The organism is Salidesulfovibrio brasiliensis JCM 12178 (assembly GCF_001311825.1).
In the GTDB taxonomy this organism is placed as follows: Bacteria; Desulfobacterota; Desulfovibrionia; order Desulfovibrionales; family Desulfovibrionaceae; genus Pseudodesulfovibrio; species Pseudodesulfovibrio brasiliensis.
The window spans coordinates 37,497-52,511 of record NZ_BBCB01000013.1 but is presented as its reverse complement, the minus strand read 5'-3'; the positions used below and the strand labels follow the sequence as shown (position 1 = coordinate 52,511).

Sequence of the window (15,015 nt, the reverse complement as noted above, 5' to 3'; positions counted from 1 at the left end):
CAATCTTGATGACCGCTTGGCACAAATCTTCTGCCGGGGTATACGGGGAATATGATTCATTGGGCCTACGATAAACGCTGGCTGCTCATTGCCTTTGCGCTCGGCTTTGGACTGTTGTTGATGCCTGTTCCGAGCGGCTTGACGCTGCCGGGGTGGAAGGTGCTGGTGATGACGCTGTGCGCGACGGTTCTGTTCATCAAGGAGCCTGTCCCGCTTCCGTCCGTGGCCCTACTAATCATTCTTGGACAGATCTTGTTGCTCGGCATCGACTCGTCCACGGTGGCTGGCAGCCTCATGAAAGATTCCGTGCTGTTCATCATGGGTTCGCTCATGCTCGCGGTGGCGCTGGTCAAGCAGCATTTGGACAAGCGACTTGCCCTTGTCATTGTCCGCTTCACCGGGTCCAACGCATACCGCATCGCGTTCGGGCTTTCGGTTGTGTCGGGTCTGCTGGCCTCGTTTGTCGGCGAGCATACTGTAGCGGCCATGATGCTGCCCGTGGCCCTGACGTTGGTGCAGTTGGCCGAGAAGGATGAAGAGCGTCGCCGAAGGCTTGCGATCCTGTTTCTTTTTTCCATTTCTTACGCATGTTGCATGGCAGGGATCGGCACCCCTTCCGGCGGGGCAAGAAACGCCATTATGATCGACTACTGGCGCGAATTCTTCGTCAAGCCCGGCGACCCCGCAACTGCGATCTTTGATGTCAGCTATACCCGCTGGATGCTTTTTGCGTATCCGGTCTTCATCGTTCAGATTCCCTTGATGCACTGGGTACTGAAGAAGACGTGCCACGCGCCCAAGGAAGACCTTACGCGCGCGGTGCGTCAGCTCAAGGTGCAGGTGGGGCGTGAAGGGGCCATGCAGGGCCGTCATTACGTGGCCATTGCCCTGTTCATTGCGACCTTGTTCTCGTGGATATTCCTGTCCTCGTATGTAGGCATGGGGACCGTTGCCGTTGCCGGAGCCGCAGCTTTTTTGGTGACTGGGCTGGTGCGCTGGCAGGACCTCAATTCCGGCGTCAACTGGGGCGTGGTGCTTCTTTATGGCGCAGCGATTTCCCTTGGTCAGCAAATGCAGGCCACCGGGGCGGCAGGATGGGTTGCCGGGCGGTTTCTTGATCTTCTCTCGCCCATTGGCCTCGGCACGGGCGCAGGTCTGCTCGCGGCGATCATGCTTCTGACCACCGCCTTGACCAACACCATGTCCAATGGCGCGGCGGTAGCCGTGCTCGGGCCGGTTGTGTTGAGCATTGCGGTGGAGGCGGGCATCAACCCGCTTGCTGCCGGATTTGTCACCGCGCTGGCTTCGTCCTTCGCCTATTTCACGGTCATCGGCACCCCGGCCAGCACCATCGTGCATTCTTCCGGGTACCTTGCCGGGCCGGATTTCATGCGTGTGGGCTGGCGGCTCGGGGGCATGTCCTTCGTGATCCTCATGCTTTTCGCAACCCTTTACTGGCCGCTGTTGGGAGCCTAGGAGACGATCATGCAATCCAGACTCAAGATACTTGTCAGCATCGGCGGCGGCCCTGAAGCATATTCCGCGCTCGCCTTTGCCGCGCTCCTGAGCCGAAGGGAGTGCGCGGACATCAGCCTGCTGACCGTTCGCGAACCGGACCGGGGGCTCAGTTCCGGCGGTCTGGAGCTACGCGTGGCCCGAGAGCACATGCTCGGCTGGGGGCTTGAGCTGCCCGGCTTGCGACGGCTCAAGAAGGCGCGCGACATCTTTGCCGAGCTCGGGGAGATTCCCGGCGACAGTCCGGAACAGTGGGAACACCGCTCGCTCAAAGGCGACCCGGCAGGGGAATACGTCGTGTCCTATCAGACGCCTTGCGGTGGAACCGTCAGCCTGCACCTGCAGACAGGAACGGACCTTCCCGGCATTGTGGCCGATCAGTGCGACCGGGAGAATGTGTCCGTCGCCGTTGTCGGCGCACCCGGTGACAACCCCTCCGGCATCAAGCGACTGGTGCAGGGCAAGCCTCTTGCCTACCGGATCGCGCAGCGAACGCAGTGCCCGGTCATTGTGGCCCGCAACCTCGACGCCAAGAACGGCATTCTCGCCGTGCTCGACGGCTCGGAACGCGCATCCCGGTCCCTTTCTTTGCTTGCCCGAGTGGCTGTGTCCTGCATGACGCATCTCTCCATCGCCACCACTGCCGGGACCGAGGTTGTTGACCGCGCCCGCAAGGCCTTGCCTCTGGATACGGCCCCAATCCACGAGGTGTTTGAGATACACTCAGACGCCGAAGCCGTGGTTCAGGCTGGCAAGGACTACTCCCTGATCGCCGTACCAGCCCCGGAAGGCAAGTTCCGTGGCAGCTTTGCGGAGAATGTCCTGCACAAGGCCGGAAATTCCGTGATGCTGCTTAAGTAGAGTGCTGTCCTGACTTGGCTGGAGGCTCTTGCTTTGGCAGCAAGGCCTGCCTGCATCGCGAACAACAACAAACTGCAAGCCACTCTGCAATAGAGCACAAAAAAACGGAGAAGGGTCATAACACCCTTCCCCGTTTGGATATCCGGTTGTTGAACGGCTACGGAATCCGCTCTTTGTACCAGTTGAGGCGGCCTGTGCTGTTGCGGAGTTCCTTCCAGTCCGGATAGGCCTTCAGCTCTCCGTTGAGCTTGGCGATGCGCTGGTCGAGGGGCGGGTGCGTTCCGTACCACGAGCCCTTGACCGTGGAGCCTTTCTGGCGCTCCTCGAGAATCCTGAGGACTTCGATCATGGCGTGCGGAGAATAGCCGGTGCGGTAGGCGGTCTGCATGCCCAGACGGTCTGCCTCGAACTCCATGGAGTGGCTCAGCCCGGTATCGAAGAGCGTGGTGGCCATGTTGCTGACCGCCTTCTGGAATTTGCGTCCCTCCTCGCCCTGCATGCCTGCGGCGGTCATCTGGGAGAGGCCTTGCAGAAGCTGGCCCTGCTGGATGGTCTTGACCGCGTGCTTTTGGGCAACGTGGGCGATCTCGTGCGCCAGAACGTTGGCGAGCTGGCCCTCTGTCATAAGACTTTTGACCAGCCCTGATGAGAGGATGATGATGCCGCCGGGGCAGCTGAACGCATTCTTGAGCGGGCTCTTCACCACCACGAAGTGATACGGGATGTCCGGGCGGTTGGAGTTCATGGCCAGCGCGTTGCCCATGAGGTTCACGAAGCGGCGCACGTGCTTGTCCTCCACGGGCATGCCGTAGCGTTCAAATCCCTTGAGGGCGAGGCTTTCACCCAAAGCGAGTTCCGACTTGTAGTCGAGGCCCTGCGTGCTGCGCATGATGGTGCCAAGGCCTTGAAGCAGCTTGCGCTCCGGGCTGCCTTCCTTGGTGTGTTCCTTTCCGATGGCGTCAAAGAGGCCGCTCTGGGCCTTGGCCGGGGCGGACATGCTCAGCATGAGGACCGCCGCGAGAACTGCGAGTACTGTTTTCTGCATGGTCATGTCGTCCCCTTACTGTGCGAATTCGCCGATTTTGCCTTTCCTGAGGAATTCAATGACCTCTTCGCGCGTCACTTTGAGCGCCATGACCGAATCAAGCGCCTTCTGGTATTCCTCGGGCGTTTTCGTGGCCTTGGCGTAGGCTTCGGCCTCTGGAGAGAGGCCGCGCATGGCGCGGTCCGTGCTGGCCCGGTTGGCGGCGATGTCGGAGTCGAGGCTGCCGAACAGGCCGGGGGCACCCTTGGCCTTTTCACGGGCGGGCTTCTGGGAACTGATCCGGCCACGGTAGACCCAGCCGCTCTTGCCTGCGTCGGTCTTGACCTTGTACCAGCGACCGGCACGGTCGAGCACGCTCAAGCGCTCATCAAGCTTGAGGTCCACCACCACGGCGGACGCTCCCTTGGGTTCGTTCTTGAGTTCCGTTCCTTCAGAAGCCACCCACACATAGCGGGCAGCGAGAGCAGTGACGGCAAGCGCCACGAAAAGGAGTGTCATTGGAATTATTCGTTTCGTCATAAATATCTCCCGTTTTGGAGCGATCAGTATAGCCCCTCGGTGGGGGAATGCAACCACCGCTTTTTAATTGTCGCGAGTCCGGCAAAACATAGCTGACTATACATCAATATATAGCAAACTATTCTATCGAGCGCACAGAGCCTCTAACACCACGCTATTTAAGGACTTCCAAAATCTGAATCCGTGCCGCCTGCCACGCGGGGTATGCTCCGGCGATAATGCCGAGGGCAAAGCTCGCAAGCAGGGTCCCGAACACCACGAGCGGGTCGGCTATGTACGGGAATCCGCCGAATTTGGCCACCAGCCCGGCAAGCCCGACCGACAGAAGCACCCCGCCCGTGCCGCCGATGCCGGACATGAGCGCGGCCTCAAAGAGGAACTGACGGACGATGTCGCCCTGCTTGCCGCCCACTGCGCGGCGGATGCCGATCTCGACACGGCGGGCGCGGACCATGAGTATCATGATGGAAAGGATGCCGAGGCGCCCACGGCGAAAGACACGCCCGAGGCTATGCCGCCGAGCGTCTGCATGAGATCGAGAGCCTGTGTTTGCAGTTGGATTGCATCCTTGGCAGAGAGCGTGCTGAAGTCGTCATCCTCGCCCGGCCCGATTCTGTGCCGCCGCCGCATGATGTCATTGACCGACTCGTCGGCCATTGCCCGGTCAGCTCCCTTGGCGAGGGTCATGAACACCCCGTCGATCCAGTACTGGTTGCTGGCCCGGCGCATGAAGGTGGTCAACGGCATGAGCAGAATCTCGTCCTGATCGTCGCCGGAAAGATCCCTGCCCTTCTCCTCCATCACACCGATGACCCGGAACCCGGCCCGATAGATGTAGACCATGCGTTCAAGCGCTGCTTCGGGCGTGCCGAAAAGCCGGGTGGCGATCTTTCGTCCAAGCACGCAGACCTTGGCGGACCGCTCCACCTCTTCTCGCGTGAAAAATCGACCTATATCCGGCTTGTGGCTGCGTATATCCGTGTATGATTCCCACGAAGCCGTCACTTCCGCTGTCACGGCATTGCCGCCGCCTCGGACCGGCATGCCCTGAACGACAAACGGGGTGTAGTTGAGCACCGACGGGACGCCCGCAGCCAGCGCCTTGGCGTCGGAGACCGTAAAGGTGCGGGCATAGTTGAAGATACGTGCGCTGCCGCTTTTACGGAACCGCACCTTTCCGGCTACCACGGCATAGAGGTTCGGGCCGAGCTTTTCCGTCTCGATCTCCGCATTGCGGACCATCATCTGAGAGATGTTCTGAACCCCAGTAAACGCCAACGCGCCGAGAAAAACGCCGAGCATGGCAAGAATCGCCCGCAGCTTGTGCGCCGAGAGCGAAGAGATGGCGATGCGAAGATTCAGTGGAAGCGCCACGTTCAGCCCTCCACCGGGTACGACTCGCGGTTCCACACCTTATAGCCGTTGAAGATCAGGTGCCACAGCCGCTCGAAAGCGTGCCCTGTGTTATGATGATCGCCGGGGTCGGCCTCGATGAGCGACAGGGCGTATTCGTAAAAGGCTCGCGGCCGGGTACGAATGCGCTCCGCCCTCACGGCGAAATTACCGGTCGCGCCTCTGGCAATGAACCGTTCGGGCGTCTCGGCAGCGAAGAGCTTTTCAAAGATTTCTGCAACAGGGATATCCCGCCCCCAGCCGTTCCAGCGGCCTTCGTTTTCCGGCTTTTTCAAGTCATGGGGCCTGCCCAGCCCGTCACAGTCGAGCTTGAACCACGCCAGCCCGGTGAACGGACGGTTCATACGCCGACACCCGGCAATGGCCGCGCGCAGATCATCCGGTGTTCCGCCATGCGGGAACAGGTGGTCAAACGGACCTCCTTGCAAAAAGACATTCAGGTCTGCCAATTCGTCGTAATGCCTGATGATGTGCGTCAAATACGTGTGTGCCTCCCGGCCAATGTTCGGCAAGGGGACGGTTCCGGGAAGGGGATCGCCGCTTTTGTCATAGACGGTGGCCGGGTAGCCGAGGGCGTCGACCCATTCCACGTCTTCGCGATAGCGGGCTATGATCAGGTGCACACCGTTCATGGTTTTCTCCGAACTCTGAATCTAGGCGTGATTGGCGTGATCGTAAAGCGCCGCGCGTAGAAAAGTAGGGTTGTCGTCGCTTGATCTGGAGCCTGACCCGAACCCAATGCCCCGCAATGCTCCGCAAGGCTCCTCTCCGAAGCGATCGACAATGGTCCGCAACAGGGCAATCCCTGTGGGCGTAGCCCGTTCCGAGCCGCAATCGGAGGCCACCGTGGGCAAAGGCTCGGCCAGCAGCGCAACAGCCGGTGCGGGCACAGGCAATGTGCCGTGGGAAAAGGTCACGAACCCCGAGCCGAGGTCAATGGCAGACGCAAGGATCTCGTCGGCCCCGACAGCTTCCACAAGAAGCGAAACCCCAACCATGTCCGCAACCGTATCCACCGCGCCGATCTCATGAAAATGTACGTCCTCCAAAGGCACCTCATGTACCTGGGACTCCGCTTCTGCCAACAGTTCAAGGGCAGAGAGCGCACGGGTACGCACAGGGCCGGTCAGCGAGGACTCTGTCAGAATCCGCCGAATATCGGCAAAGGTCCGCAACGGCTGTCTGGCGGTTTCAACAATGTCGACACCAACAGTCTGCGTCCCGGCGACGTTTCGCCTGAGACTTCGTACTTCAAAACCACGAATGCCGGTTTCCGCAAGGCCGTCCTGCAGAGCCTTAAGCCCGCTTCCGGGCTGTCCGTGCAGCTCGTCCAGCAGGTCGATGAGGGCGGCCAGCAGCATGTCGCCGCTGACGCCAGTACCGCAGTCGAGATAAAGGGACCTTTCAGGCGTGATCAACAAATGACTCCAAACTATTCTGCAACGTTTTTGGTGAAATTTCGGTCTTTGCCGGTTCGTGAGCGGAGGTTGATCTTGTGGGCCATACACGCCGCGCCGAAGCCGTTGTCGATATTGACCACGGAGACACCGGGCGCGCAGGTATTGAGCATGGATAAAAGCGCCGCCAGCCCTCCGAATCCTGCGCCGTACCCGACACTTGTGGGGACAGCCACCACCGGTGCGGGGCTGACTCCCGCCACCACCGAGGCCAGCGCCCCTTCCATGCCCGCAACCGCGATCACGGCAGCGGCGTCCACAAACTCTTCGGCGCACTTCGCGACCCGGTGAATTCCCGCAACCCCGCAGTCATAAGCGCGGACCACGTGACTTCCGAGATATTCCAGCGTCCCTGCGGCTTCCTCGGCAACGGGCAGATCGGACGTACCGGCAGATACCACAACCACTTTCCCGAAAGGCTCGGAAACGCGTCCGGCCCGAAGCAGTTTCGACACCGGGTCGTAGGAGCAGTCCTTCAAACCGCGAACCGCTGCGACGTGTTCCGCAGTAGCCCGGGTGCCGAGGACACTGCCCTGCTCGCTTGCCAGCCGGTACATGATCTCCGCCACCTGCCCCGGTGTCTTGCCTTCACAAAACACGACTTCCGGCACGCCAGTGCGCTCCCGACGGACCACATCCAGCTTTGCGCAGGCAGTTTCAGCGACTCCCACGCCCTGCAATCGGCGCAACGTGGTTTCAAGGTCAAGCTCTCCGGCCCTGAACGCCCTGAGCAACGCTTCTCCGGATTTTTTTACCATGGAACAAACTCCGGTGCGGACATGCCCGCTGCACGGCAAAGCTCGTGAGCACGGCGACGCAGATCATTGGACAACGGTCCGTTTTCATTGGAATAACGAACGCTCATCATCATATCATCAAGCCGTGCACGCACCCCGGTAACGTCTTCGGAATGGAGCAGGGCCTCCACCGCTTCAACCAGCTCCAGACGTGCGGCAGTCAGACGGGTCCCCGTCCGAACTCTCGTGGCGAGGCAACTGTCGGGCTCCACGTCCCAACCGGGTGACCGGAGTTCGCGGGCCAGTGCGGAGACTTCCTTTTTGGTCAGGCCGAGCTTTTCCAGCGGGGACACCACTCCGGCTTCGACAGCCGCGCGGCGGCCGGGTCGTTCGGGGTCATCATCGGCCGTGGTGCCGTCGCAGAGAACGGCCCCGGACCGTGGCTTGAGCAGGGAAAACACGTTTTGTTTGCAGTAATAGCAGCGCAGTTCGTCGTTGACGGCCAAAGTCTCGTCGCTGACCGGGCACAGCTCGTGGATGACCTGCGGCAGGTTGAGCGAGGACGCACCGAACATGGCGACTGTGCGTGCGCGGGTGGAAATGTGCGGACCGACCACGGTGGCGAGCGTCACCTGAACTCCGGCGTCCAGCAGGGCCCGCGCCAGCAAGCCGCTGTCCATGCCGCCGGAAAACGCTACCACGGCGCGTGGCCCGGTGATCCGGGCAAGGTCACGAAGAATCAGGCGTGCGTCCATGGGTGCGACACTACCCGACCCCCTGCCGGAGTCAAGAATCTCCACGCTCCAGTATGTCCAAATCCCGCCAGACCCCGCTCCTGTATCGCCAATAGAAGACCCCGGTGAGAAGAACAACATACATCAACAGACAAGCCCACGCCGCCTGATACCCGAAGCCCATCCACTTCACCAGAACGGTCAAGGGGAGTATCATCCCGAAAACAGAACACAATCCCATGGTCTTCATGATGAAGCGGGTATCGCCTGCTCCCTTGAGCAGCCCCATGATGCTCATGACCACCGCATCCAGAATAGTGTAGGCCGCAACCCAGCGCATAAGCACCACGCCTGCTGCAAGCACAGCCGCCCACTCGGCATCACTCAGGTTTTCGCTTCGGAACCAGTTCACGAACATGTCCGGCACCAGCACGAACAGGAGCCCCATGAAGCCCATGTACACCAAAGTCAGGTGCATGACCGAGTTCATGGCATAGGACGCCTCTTCCGGCTTGCCCCGACCCATGGCCTGCCCGACCATGACGCTGCATGCGATGGACATGCCGATGGCCGGAAGGAAAGCCAGCGTGTCGATGCCGATGGCAATGTTGGTCGCGGCCAGACCGACCCAGTCGAACCAGCCGACCACCACCCCGAAATAGGAGATGGCCAGCATGTCCAGAAAGAACTGCGCCCCGCCGGGCAATCCGTACTTCAGAAACCGCCGGAAGAGGTTCGGATCGAACCGTCTTGCCGACCGGATTTTGTAGCATTCTTCGTATTTGGCCCGGAAGACCAGCCCGGCCATGACCGCGAAATTCACGAAGTAGGCGCAGGCCGTGGCCAGCGCCGCACCGGTGATTCCAAGCTCCGGGAAGCCGCCGTACCCGTTGATGAGACAATAGTTGAGCGGGATGTTCACCAGCGCGGAGAGCATGTTGGCCACCATGACCGGACGGGTGATGCCCCTTCCTGAAAAGAAGCATGACAGCGCCACGGCTCCGAATCCGAACACACTGCCAAAGGAGAGCGTCTGGAAGTAGTCCACCTCGAGCTGTCTGATATCTGCGCTATGCCCAGCCAGTTCAAAGAGTTCACCGCAATAGATGCCGACGACGATCATGAACACCGAAGCCGGAATCACGAAGTAGAGCCCCTGCCATACGGCCGCACCCACACGCTCCGGCCTGTCCGCGCCTGTGTATTGGGCCACGAACACGCTCACGTACTCAAGCGTTCCGAGGAAGAAGGAATAGAACAAGAAATAGCTGATGGTAGCGGGGAACGACGCGGCCAGCGTCTCCACCGAGTACCAGCCGAGGAACATGCGGTCCGCAAAGATCATAAGCGTGGTGGATGCCATGCTTATGACCAGCGGCAGGCCGATTTTGAGGGCCTCTCTGTACCCGTTTGGTGCGCTCCAGCGATGTATCATGAGTTTCTCGTATTGTATTCGGGCAGCATGCGCCTCAGGTTTCTTTTGAACTTGACCGAATGAATCGTTTTTCCAAATAAAACGGCCGGGACGACGACGTCGCCCCGGCCGGAATCGTCTGTCTCTCGTCTATGATGATTCGGGGCTTTTGCCGCTCTGGGTCTCTTCCTGCGAGATGATCTCGCGGACCATGTACGGCCGGGTCTGCATCACGCTGTCCATGGTGTCACCGAGGGCTTCGAGGATGAACCCGGTGGACATGAAACCGAGCGAGGTGATGTAGAACAGAATCGCTGCGAGGAACGGCGGCCTTGTTCCCATATGCACCCCGAAGAAGACCTTTTCAAACAACACCCACGCCGAAAGCAGCGAGGCGGTGATGAAAAACCCCAAAGCGATGCGGCCGAAGAGGTATACCGGACGCTGCTTGAAGGCATTCTGGAACCACAGGGTCACGATGTCGAAAAGCACGTCGATGCTGCGACTCAGCCCGTAGTGGCTCTTGCCCGCGAAACGGGGCGGCGCGGAGGTGGGCACCTCGGTGACGGACCCGCCCAGCCGGTAGACGAGGGCCGGGATGATCCGGTGATGTCCCTCGCGCAGTTGCAGGCTGCGGGCGATGTCCCCCTTGAGGCAGGACAGCCCGCCCATGTCGTGAATCTCGCACCCGCTGGCGCTGCGGATCATCCAGTTGGCGATTTTGCTCGGCACCAAACGCAGCCATTTCGATTCACTGCGCTTCTGACGCATTCCGGAGACGAGATCCCAGCCTTTCCTGATCTCCTCAACCAGCGAGGGGACTTCCTCGGGCTTGTGCTGCAGGTCGCCGTCCATGATGACCACGTAGCGGCCCCTGCTGTGCTGCAGCCCGGCATAAATGGCCGTACACTGGCCCCGGTTACGCGATAGGCAGACACAGCGCACGTTGGGGTCCACTGTGCTGATCTGGCGCATGAGCTGTTCGGTTCTGTCCGTGGACCCGTCGTTCACCAGAATGATTTCGTGCTCGTAGCCCGCGCCCTGCATGGCCGCGCTGATGCGGCGGTGAAATTCCTCGATGCAGAGTTCCTCGTTATGCATCGGGGTGACGATGCTGACTTCGATATCCCTCACGGCTGGCTCCGTTTATCCAAGGTCCGAAAAGCGGACCAGTGTGGCGTTCAGTTCGGTAAATGCGTCCTTCCATGCCGGATCGCTCAGGGCTTCATACTCGTCTTTCCACTGCGCGTCCACGCGCATGGTCCCGTAATCCGACGAAAGTGGCGGATCGCCCGGCTCCGGCAGCCCCGGATGGCAGCAGATTTCCACCACCGCGTCCTGCCGGTCAAGCCCGTTGCGCCTTACATAGTCAATGAAATACTCCGGCCGAAGCCGCTTCCCCTGATCCGCAATGCCCCAGATGGAATCGGGCCATGATACGGACGTCGGTTTCTGCTGGAAGAAGGAGCAGACGCGCAGGAATCTTACCCGCACACCGCCTTTGTCCAGACGCGACAGCTGCGAGCACTCAAGCGGCCTGCGAATCCAGCCGATATTGAAACGCTTGGCGACCCTTGCGGCCACGCCCATGAGCGTGGGCCACGCGTGAATGTGTTTTTCGCTGTCCAGATGATCGGGCGTGATGCCGAGCTCGATCAGCCGCTCCACCTGAAGCACCCACTCGTGGTAGACCTCTTCGGGATCGACGCGTCCCGTGACGTAGCGACCGAACAGACGACCGTAGTCGCCCAGAAACATGCCGTCGTCATCAACAAGCGTGGTCAATGCGTCAGGATTGCCGAGCGGCCTGCCTCGCAGAATGTTCAGATGCGCGCCAAGTCCGGCCCCGGATATGGACGCGGCATCGTGTGCGTGATGCCCGTTGGCCATGACCGTGGCCGACGAGACCGTGCCGAGCGCCGCAAGCGACTCCACAGCCCTGTTCACTGCCGGATGCAGCCCGGCGTCGTCCACATTCACGATGATTTTCATCCCGGTTTTCTATCCCTAACGACTCCGCCCGTAAAGGCACAATTCCCTTGTTTGCACTCATATTGCCTGCTATCCAGCAAAACATGGCTGACGATCTTTTTACTTCGGAAACCGATTCCGCCTTTCTGCTGCAATCGCTTGACCGGCTCTCCCGTCTCAACACCCGCTGCCTGTCGGAGCGCCTCAAGCCGTATGGCTGTGCCCCCGGCTACACCGCCATTCTCGACGCGCTCGCTGCAGGCGACGGGATAACGCAGAAGGAACTGCTTGATCGACTCTCCATCGAACAGCCGACGCTCTCAAAAAGTCTTGACCGCATGGAGCGGGACGGCATTCTGACCCGCAGCCGGGACGACCGTGACAGGCGCCGCCTCGTCATTCGTCTTGAAGAACGCGGAAAGCGGCTCATTTCTGTCGTTTCCAACGCACGCAAGGAGCTCGACACCGTTGCATCGCAAGGGCTCACCATCAACGATATCAGATACTTCAAGCGCATCTCTCGCCAGATAGCTGCATCGCTGGAACAGGACGCCGACTCCCCCTTGCTCGTGTTGGCCGATGTTCTGGACGAGTAGCCCTGTTGCCAAGCGCCTCAAGGACGGGTATTCAACCCCCGAATCGTTGTTCGGATCACACGTCGCTTCACACCAGCGGCTTAGTCGCCACCACAGTCAGGCGTGGTTTCCGGACAGTTCATGAGCGCGTGAACGACAAGTGTCGTATTCATGTAACGGCTACGCCAACAACTCAGAAGGCATTCATGCTGATCGTGTTGCAGAATTGACAGGCAAGGCGAGCACCCTCAAGGAAACCAAAGTCGATCAACGGAGCCTACCCGTGAACATATCTCAATCTTTCCGCACCCGTCCCGACATTTGGGCAGCAGTTCTCATCATAGTCACGTTTGCCATTCGCTTGTGGTTCGTGGCTACCGGCCAGCTCAATCTGGTCCAGGACGAATCGCAGTACTGGGACTGGACCCGGCATCTCCAGCTCACCTACTATTCCAAAGGCCCGCTCATCGCATGGATCATTCACACTTGGACCTCAGTTTTCGGTGACACTGAGCTCGGGGTACGTTTCGGCTCCATTCTCGGCATGGCGCTGACGCAGATCGTTCTCTACATCGGCATCTCCCGTCTCTTTCTGCGCCCCGGCATTGCCCTGCTCACCCTGTTCATCACCGCCACCATGCCGCTTTTCATGGCGCTCGGCATCCTGATGACCACCGACAATTCATTCGTCTTCCTCTGGACAAGCGCCATGTTCTCGCTCTACGCGGCCTCTCTGCCGGAAGGCAACCTTCCTCCGGTACACAGCCGAGTCCGCACCTGGCCGTTCATCCCCATAGCCCTCTGCTTCGGCATCGGGATACTCGCCAAGTATACCATGCTCGGGTTTGCCGGACTCGCCGTTGTTTACGGCATTCTCCTTCATTGGCGGCGCATGCTCCCTTCCGGCTTCTGGCCGCGCCTGTTCCTTGCCCTGTCAGCAGGTATTGTCATCGGCTTTCTCCCAACGTTCATCTGGAACCTTCAAAACGATTTCGTCGGCTACAAACACGTTTTCTATCTCATCGGCGTATCCGGCAAGAAAGCCAGCCAGTTGATCCGCTTCGACCGCTTCCCCGACTACATCGGCTCACAGTTCGGACTGGCCACACCCTGGTGGATGATCTTCGCCCTCATCGGCGGCGGTTCCGCGTTCTTTCGCTATTTTGATCAGAAACCGGCCATCGTGGATTCCGAGACCCCTCGCATGAACGTCAGGCAGGCCACGCTGCTGGCAGTGTTTTTCTGGCCCATGTGGCTCTTCTTCCTGCTCTGGAGCTTCCACGCCAAAGTCATGCCCAACTGGACCACGGTCGCTTACGTATCAGGGTCCATTCTCGCGGCATACGCCTTTGCCGGGTTCTCCCGAAAACAGGGCAAGGCAAAGGTTGTCCGTAACTCCGTTGTCGGCGTTTCCATCTTCTTCTATGTGCTCATTAACATGGCTCCGCATCTGCCAATCCCGGCCGAAATCAACATCACGAACCGGCTCAAGGGCTGGACCGAACTCGGCCACAAGATTGAAGAGATCAAATCTACCAGCTTTGAGGACCCGGACAAGGTGTTCATCTTCTCCGACCTCTACGACATGACGGCCGCCACGGCCTTCTATTCTCCCGGTCAGCCTCGGACCTATTGCGCGTGGATTCACGACCGGCGGATGAACCAGTACGACCTTTGGCCCGGTCCTCAGGACAAGGTAGGCTGGGACGCCATCATGGTCCGCAAGCATGAATATGGGAATCCGCACAAAGAAGTTGTAAAAATGTTCGAGTCGGTTTCCGATCCAATTGTATTTACCGCCACTTACAACGGCCAACCTACGCGGACCTTTACCTTGTACATCTGCCGCAACTATAACGGCTACTGGCCGTCACGCGAAGGCAAGTTCTAGCGTTTTCAGCAACATACCACAGCACCCTCTCCGCAAGTCTATATTTCTAGACTTATTTTAGACTTGTTGTGCTGCGTTGTACTTTGTTGACAATGGCTGTCATACTGTGTCATCCGGTGTTCAGTGATTGAAACCGCTGGAAAGTACGCTCATGGATACGAACAGCAAGACGCCTGTGCTATTGACAGTCAACGAAGTCGCAGACATCTTGCGCGTCCACTACCGAACCGCGTATCGACTTGTGATCGGCGGGAAGATAAAGGCCATCAAGATCGGAACCCAGTGGCGCATTCCTGAGAAGGCGCTGATGGAATTCATCGAGGAAGGCTGGAAAGAGGCGGTGCCGTCGAAACGCACAAAGACGGCTCCCGGACCGCAGCAACTGAAGCTGCCCTTCGACAAGGAGTAGAACAATGGTGAGAAAACCCATGGCCGGATTCAACCCCGGCACCGATCCCGTCGTCGACATCACGCTTCCCAACGACTTCGGGAAGAACATCAGCTTCACCGGCAAACTCGTTGACGAGGAAATGTACTTCAATGACGACACCGGCATGTTGACCATGGAAAAGCTTTACCACGATGACAATGACACCTACGCATACAGCATCATCTCCGCTATTGGCCACGCTCGTGAGCGCCGGTCCTACCGCGTCACGCCGGGCGAAGAACTGACCCGCGTGGACAATGGCACACTGGAGCTTGATATGCCTACCGACCTGCTCTTCGAACTGCTGGCCCACGCCATCCAGACGGAGAACTCCAACGAGGCGCAATCCAACGAACACGTTCGCAGACGTCTTGCGGTCAACGAATAGTTTTTTCAGAACAGGAAAAAAACAGCCGGAAGGAGTGATCCTTCCGGCTGTTTTTCTTTGCGGTG

General features: G+C 59.4%; 17 protein-coding genes. 6 read left to right on the top strand and 11 right to left on the bottom strand.

What is annotated here, in order from left to right; genetic code table 11:
* Positions 1–51 precede the first annotated feature (51 nt).
* Both JCM12178_RS05950 and JCM12178_RS05945 read left to right on the top strand, forming a co-directional pair.
* Entirely contained in the window at positions 52–1,476 is a 1,425-nt protein-coding gene (locus JCM12178_RS05950) for an SLC13 family permease (RefSeq protein ID WP_054649609.1), read from the top strand.
* Between the two features lie 9 nt (positions 1,477–1,485).
* Positions 1,486–2,376, top strand: a complete 891-nt coding sequence (locus tag JCM12178_RS05945; RefSeq protein WP_054649607.1) for a universal stress protein — start codon at positions 1,486–1,488, stop codon at positions 2,374–2,376.
* 157 nt (positions 2,377–2,533) lie between these two features.
* Here JCM12178_RS05945 and JCM12178_RS05940 read toward each other — a convergent pair whose 3' ends face one another.
* The 11 genes from JCM12178_RS05940 to JCM12178_RS05895 all read right to left on the bottom strand — a co-directional run bounded on the left by JCM12178_RS05940 (position 2,534) and on the right by JCM12178_RS05895 (position 11,687).
* Complete coding sequence (locus JCM12178_RS05940; RefSeq protein ID WP_245628648.1) at positions 2,534–3,421, bottom strand: M48 family metalloprotease; 888 nt, start codon at positions 3,419–3,421, stop codon at positions 2,534–2,536.
* 15 nt (positions 3,422–3,436) lie between these two features.
* Positions 3,437–3,940, bottom strand: a complete 504-nt coding sequence (locus JCM12178_RS05935; protein ID WP_083465756.1) for an SH3 domain-containing protein — start codon at positions 3,938–3,940, stop codon at positions 3,437–3,439.
* A gap of 154 nt (positions 3,941–4,094) precedes the next feature.
* On the bottom strand, positions 4,095–4,403 hold the full coding sequence (locus JCM12178_RS20720) for an ABC transporter permease (protein ID WP_369404468.1): 309 nt from the start codon (positions 4,401–4,403) through the stop codon (positions 4,095–4,097).
* Positions 4,400–5,314, bottom strand: a complete 915-nt coding sequence (locus JCM12178_RS05930) for an ABC transporter permease (RefSeq protein ID WP_369404467.1) — start codon at positions 5,312–5,314, stop codon at positions 4,400–4,402. The genes JCM12178_RS20720 and JCM12178_RS05930 overlap by 4 nt, the downstream gene beginning before the upstream one ends.
* A gap of 2 nt (positions 5,315–5,316) precedes the next feature.
* A complete protein-coding gene (locus JCM12178_RS05925) occupies positions 5,317–5,985 on the bottom strand; it encodes a DUF3431 domain-containing protein (RefSeq protein ID WP_054649601.1) in 669 nt (222 codons plus the stop codon).
* A 21-nt stretch (positions 5,986–6,006) separates the two neighbouring features.
* Positions 6,007–6,771: a nickel pincer cofactor biosynthesis protein LarC gene (gene larC / locus JCM12178_RS05920; protein ID WP_245628647.1), complete on the bottom strand. Its 765-nt coding sequence runs from the start codon at positions 6,769–6,771 to the stop codon at positions 6,007–6,009.
* A 14-nt stretch (positions 6,772–6,785) separates the two neighbouring features.
* Complete coding sequence (larB, locus tag JCM12178_RS05915) at positions 6,786–7,568, bottom strand: nickel pincer cofactor biosynthesis protein LarB (protein ID WP_054649599.1); 783 nt, start codon at positions 7,566–7,568, stop codon at positions 6,786–6,788.
* Positions 7,562–8,347 carry an ATP-dependent sacrificial sulfur transferase LarE gene (gene larE, locus JCM12178_RS05910; RefSeq protein ID WP_157054780.1) on the bottom strand — a complete coding sequence of 262 codons (786 nt, stop codon included), beginning with the start codon at positions 8,345–8,347 and terminating at the stop codon, positions 7,562–7,564. The genes larB and larE overlap by 7 nt, the downstream gene beginning before the upstream one ends.
* A complete protein-coding gene (locus tag JCM12178_RS05905; RefSeq protein ID WP_054649595.1) occupies positions 8,334–9,716 on the bottom strand; it encodes an MATE family efflux transporter in 1,383 nt (460 codons plus the stop codon). Before JCM12178_RS05905 ends, larE begins: the two co-directional genes overlap by 14 nt.
* A gap of 129 nt (positions 9,717–9,845) precedes the next feature.
* On the bottom strand, positions 9,846–10,829 hold the full coding sequence (locus JCM12178_RS05900; protein ID WP_245628646.1) for a glycosyltransferase family 2 protein: 984 nt from the start codon (positions 10,827–10,829) through the stop codon (positions 9,846–9,848).
* Positions 10,830–10,841: 12 nt separating this feature from the next.
* Complete coding sequence (locus JCM12178_RS05895) at positions 10,842–11,687, bottom strand: ChbG/HpnK family deacetylase (RefSeq protein ID WP_054649593.1); 846 nt, start codon at positions 11,685–11,687, stop codon at positions 10,842–10,844.
* Between the two features lie 83 nt (positions 11,688–11,770).
* On the opposite strand from JCM12178_RS05895, the gene JCM12178_RS05890 reads away from it, so the two are divergent.
* The 4 genes from JCM12178_RS05890 to JCM12178_RS05875 all read left to right on the top strand — a co-directional run bounded on the left by JCM12178_RS05890 (position 11,771) and on the right by JCM12178_RS05875 (position 14,950).
* Positions 11,771–12,262, top strand: a complete 492-nt coding sequence (locus JCM12178_RS05890; protein ID WP_054649591.1) for a MarR family winged helix-turn-helix transcriptional regulator — start codon at positions 11,771–11,773, stop codon at positions 12,260–12,262.
* Positions 12,263–12,524: 262 nt separating this feature from the next.
* A complete protein-coding gene (locus JCM12178_RS05885; RefSeq protein ID WP_054649589.1) occupies positions 12,525–14,132 on the top strand; it encodes an ArnT family glycosyltransferase in 1,608 nt (535 codons plus the stop codon).
* Positions 14,133–14,283: 151 nt separating this feature from the next.
* Positions 14,284–14,541: a helix-turn-helix domain-containing protein gene (locus JCM12178_RS05880; RefSeq protein ID WP_054649587.1), complete on the top strand. Its 258-nt coding sequence runs from the start codon at positions 14,284–14,286 to the stop codon at positions 14,539–14,541.
* Positions 14,542–14,545: 4 nt separating this feature from the next.
* Positions 14,546–14,950, top strand: a complete 405-nt coding sequence (locus JCM12178_RS05875) for a hypothetical protein (protein ID WP_054649585.1) — start codon at positions 14,546–14,548, stop codon at positions 14,948–14,950.
* Positions 14,951–15,015: the final 65 nt, after the last annotated feature.

Bases quoted from the DNA above. Each gene is read 5' to 3' on its own strand.
- JCM12178_RS05875 (WP_054649585.1), top strand. From the start codon at position 14,546: ATGGTGAGAAAACCCATGGCCGGATTCAACCCCGGCACCGATCCCGTC.
- JCM12178_RS05905 (WP_054649595.1), bottom strand. From the start codon at position 9,716: ATGATACATCGCTGGAGCGCACCAAACGGGTACAGAGAGGCCCTCAAA.
- JCM12178_RS05950 (WP_054649609.1), top strand. From the start codon at position 52: ATGATTCATTGGGCCTACGATAAACGCTGGCTGCTCATTGCCTTTGCG.
- JCM12178_RS05890 (WP_054649591.1), top strand. From the start codon at position 11,771: ATGGCTGACGATCTTTTTACTTCGGAAACCGATTCCGCCTTTCTGCTG.
- JCM12178_RS05935 (WP_083465756.1), bottom strand. From the start codon at position 3,940: ATGACGAAACGAATAATTCCAATGACACTCCTTTTCGTGGCGCTTGCC.
- JCM12178_RS05895 (WP_054649593.1), bottom strand. From the start codon at position 11,687: ATGAAAATCATCGTGAATGTGGACGACGCCGGGCTGCATCCGGCAGTG.
- JCM12178_RS05940 (WP_245628648.1), bottom strand. From the start codon at position 3,421: ATGCAGAAAACAGTACTCGCAGTTCTCGCGGCGGTCCTCATGCTGAGC.
- JCM12178_RS20720 (WP_369404468.1), bottom strand. From the start codon at position 4,403: ATGATACTCATGGTCCGCGCCCGCCGTGTCGAGATCGGCATCCGCCGC.
- JCM12178_RS05945 (WP_054649607.1), top strand. From the start codon at position 1,486: ATGCAATCCAGACTCAAGATACTTGTCAGCATCGGCGGCGGCCCTGAA.
- larB (WP_054649599.1), bottom strand. From the start codon at position 7,568: ATGGTAAAAAAATCCGGAGAAGCGTTGCTCAGGGCGTTCAGGGCCGGA.
- JCM12178_RS05925 (WP_054649601.1), bottom strand. From the start codon at position 5,985: ATGAACGGTGTGCACCTGATCATAGCCCGCTATCGCGAAGACGTGGAA.
- JCM12178_RS05880 (WP_054649587.1), top strand. From the start codon at position 14,284: ATGGATACGAACAGCAAGACGCCTGTGCTATTGACAGTCAACGAAGTC.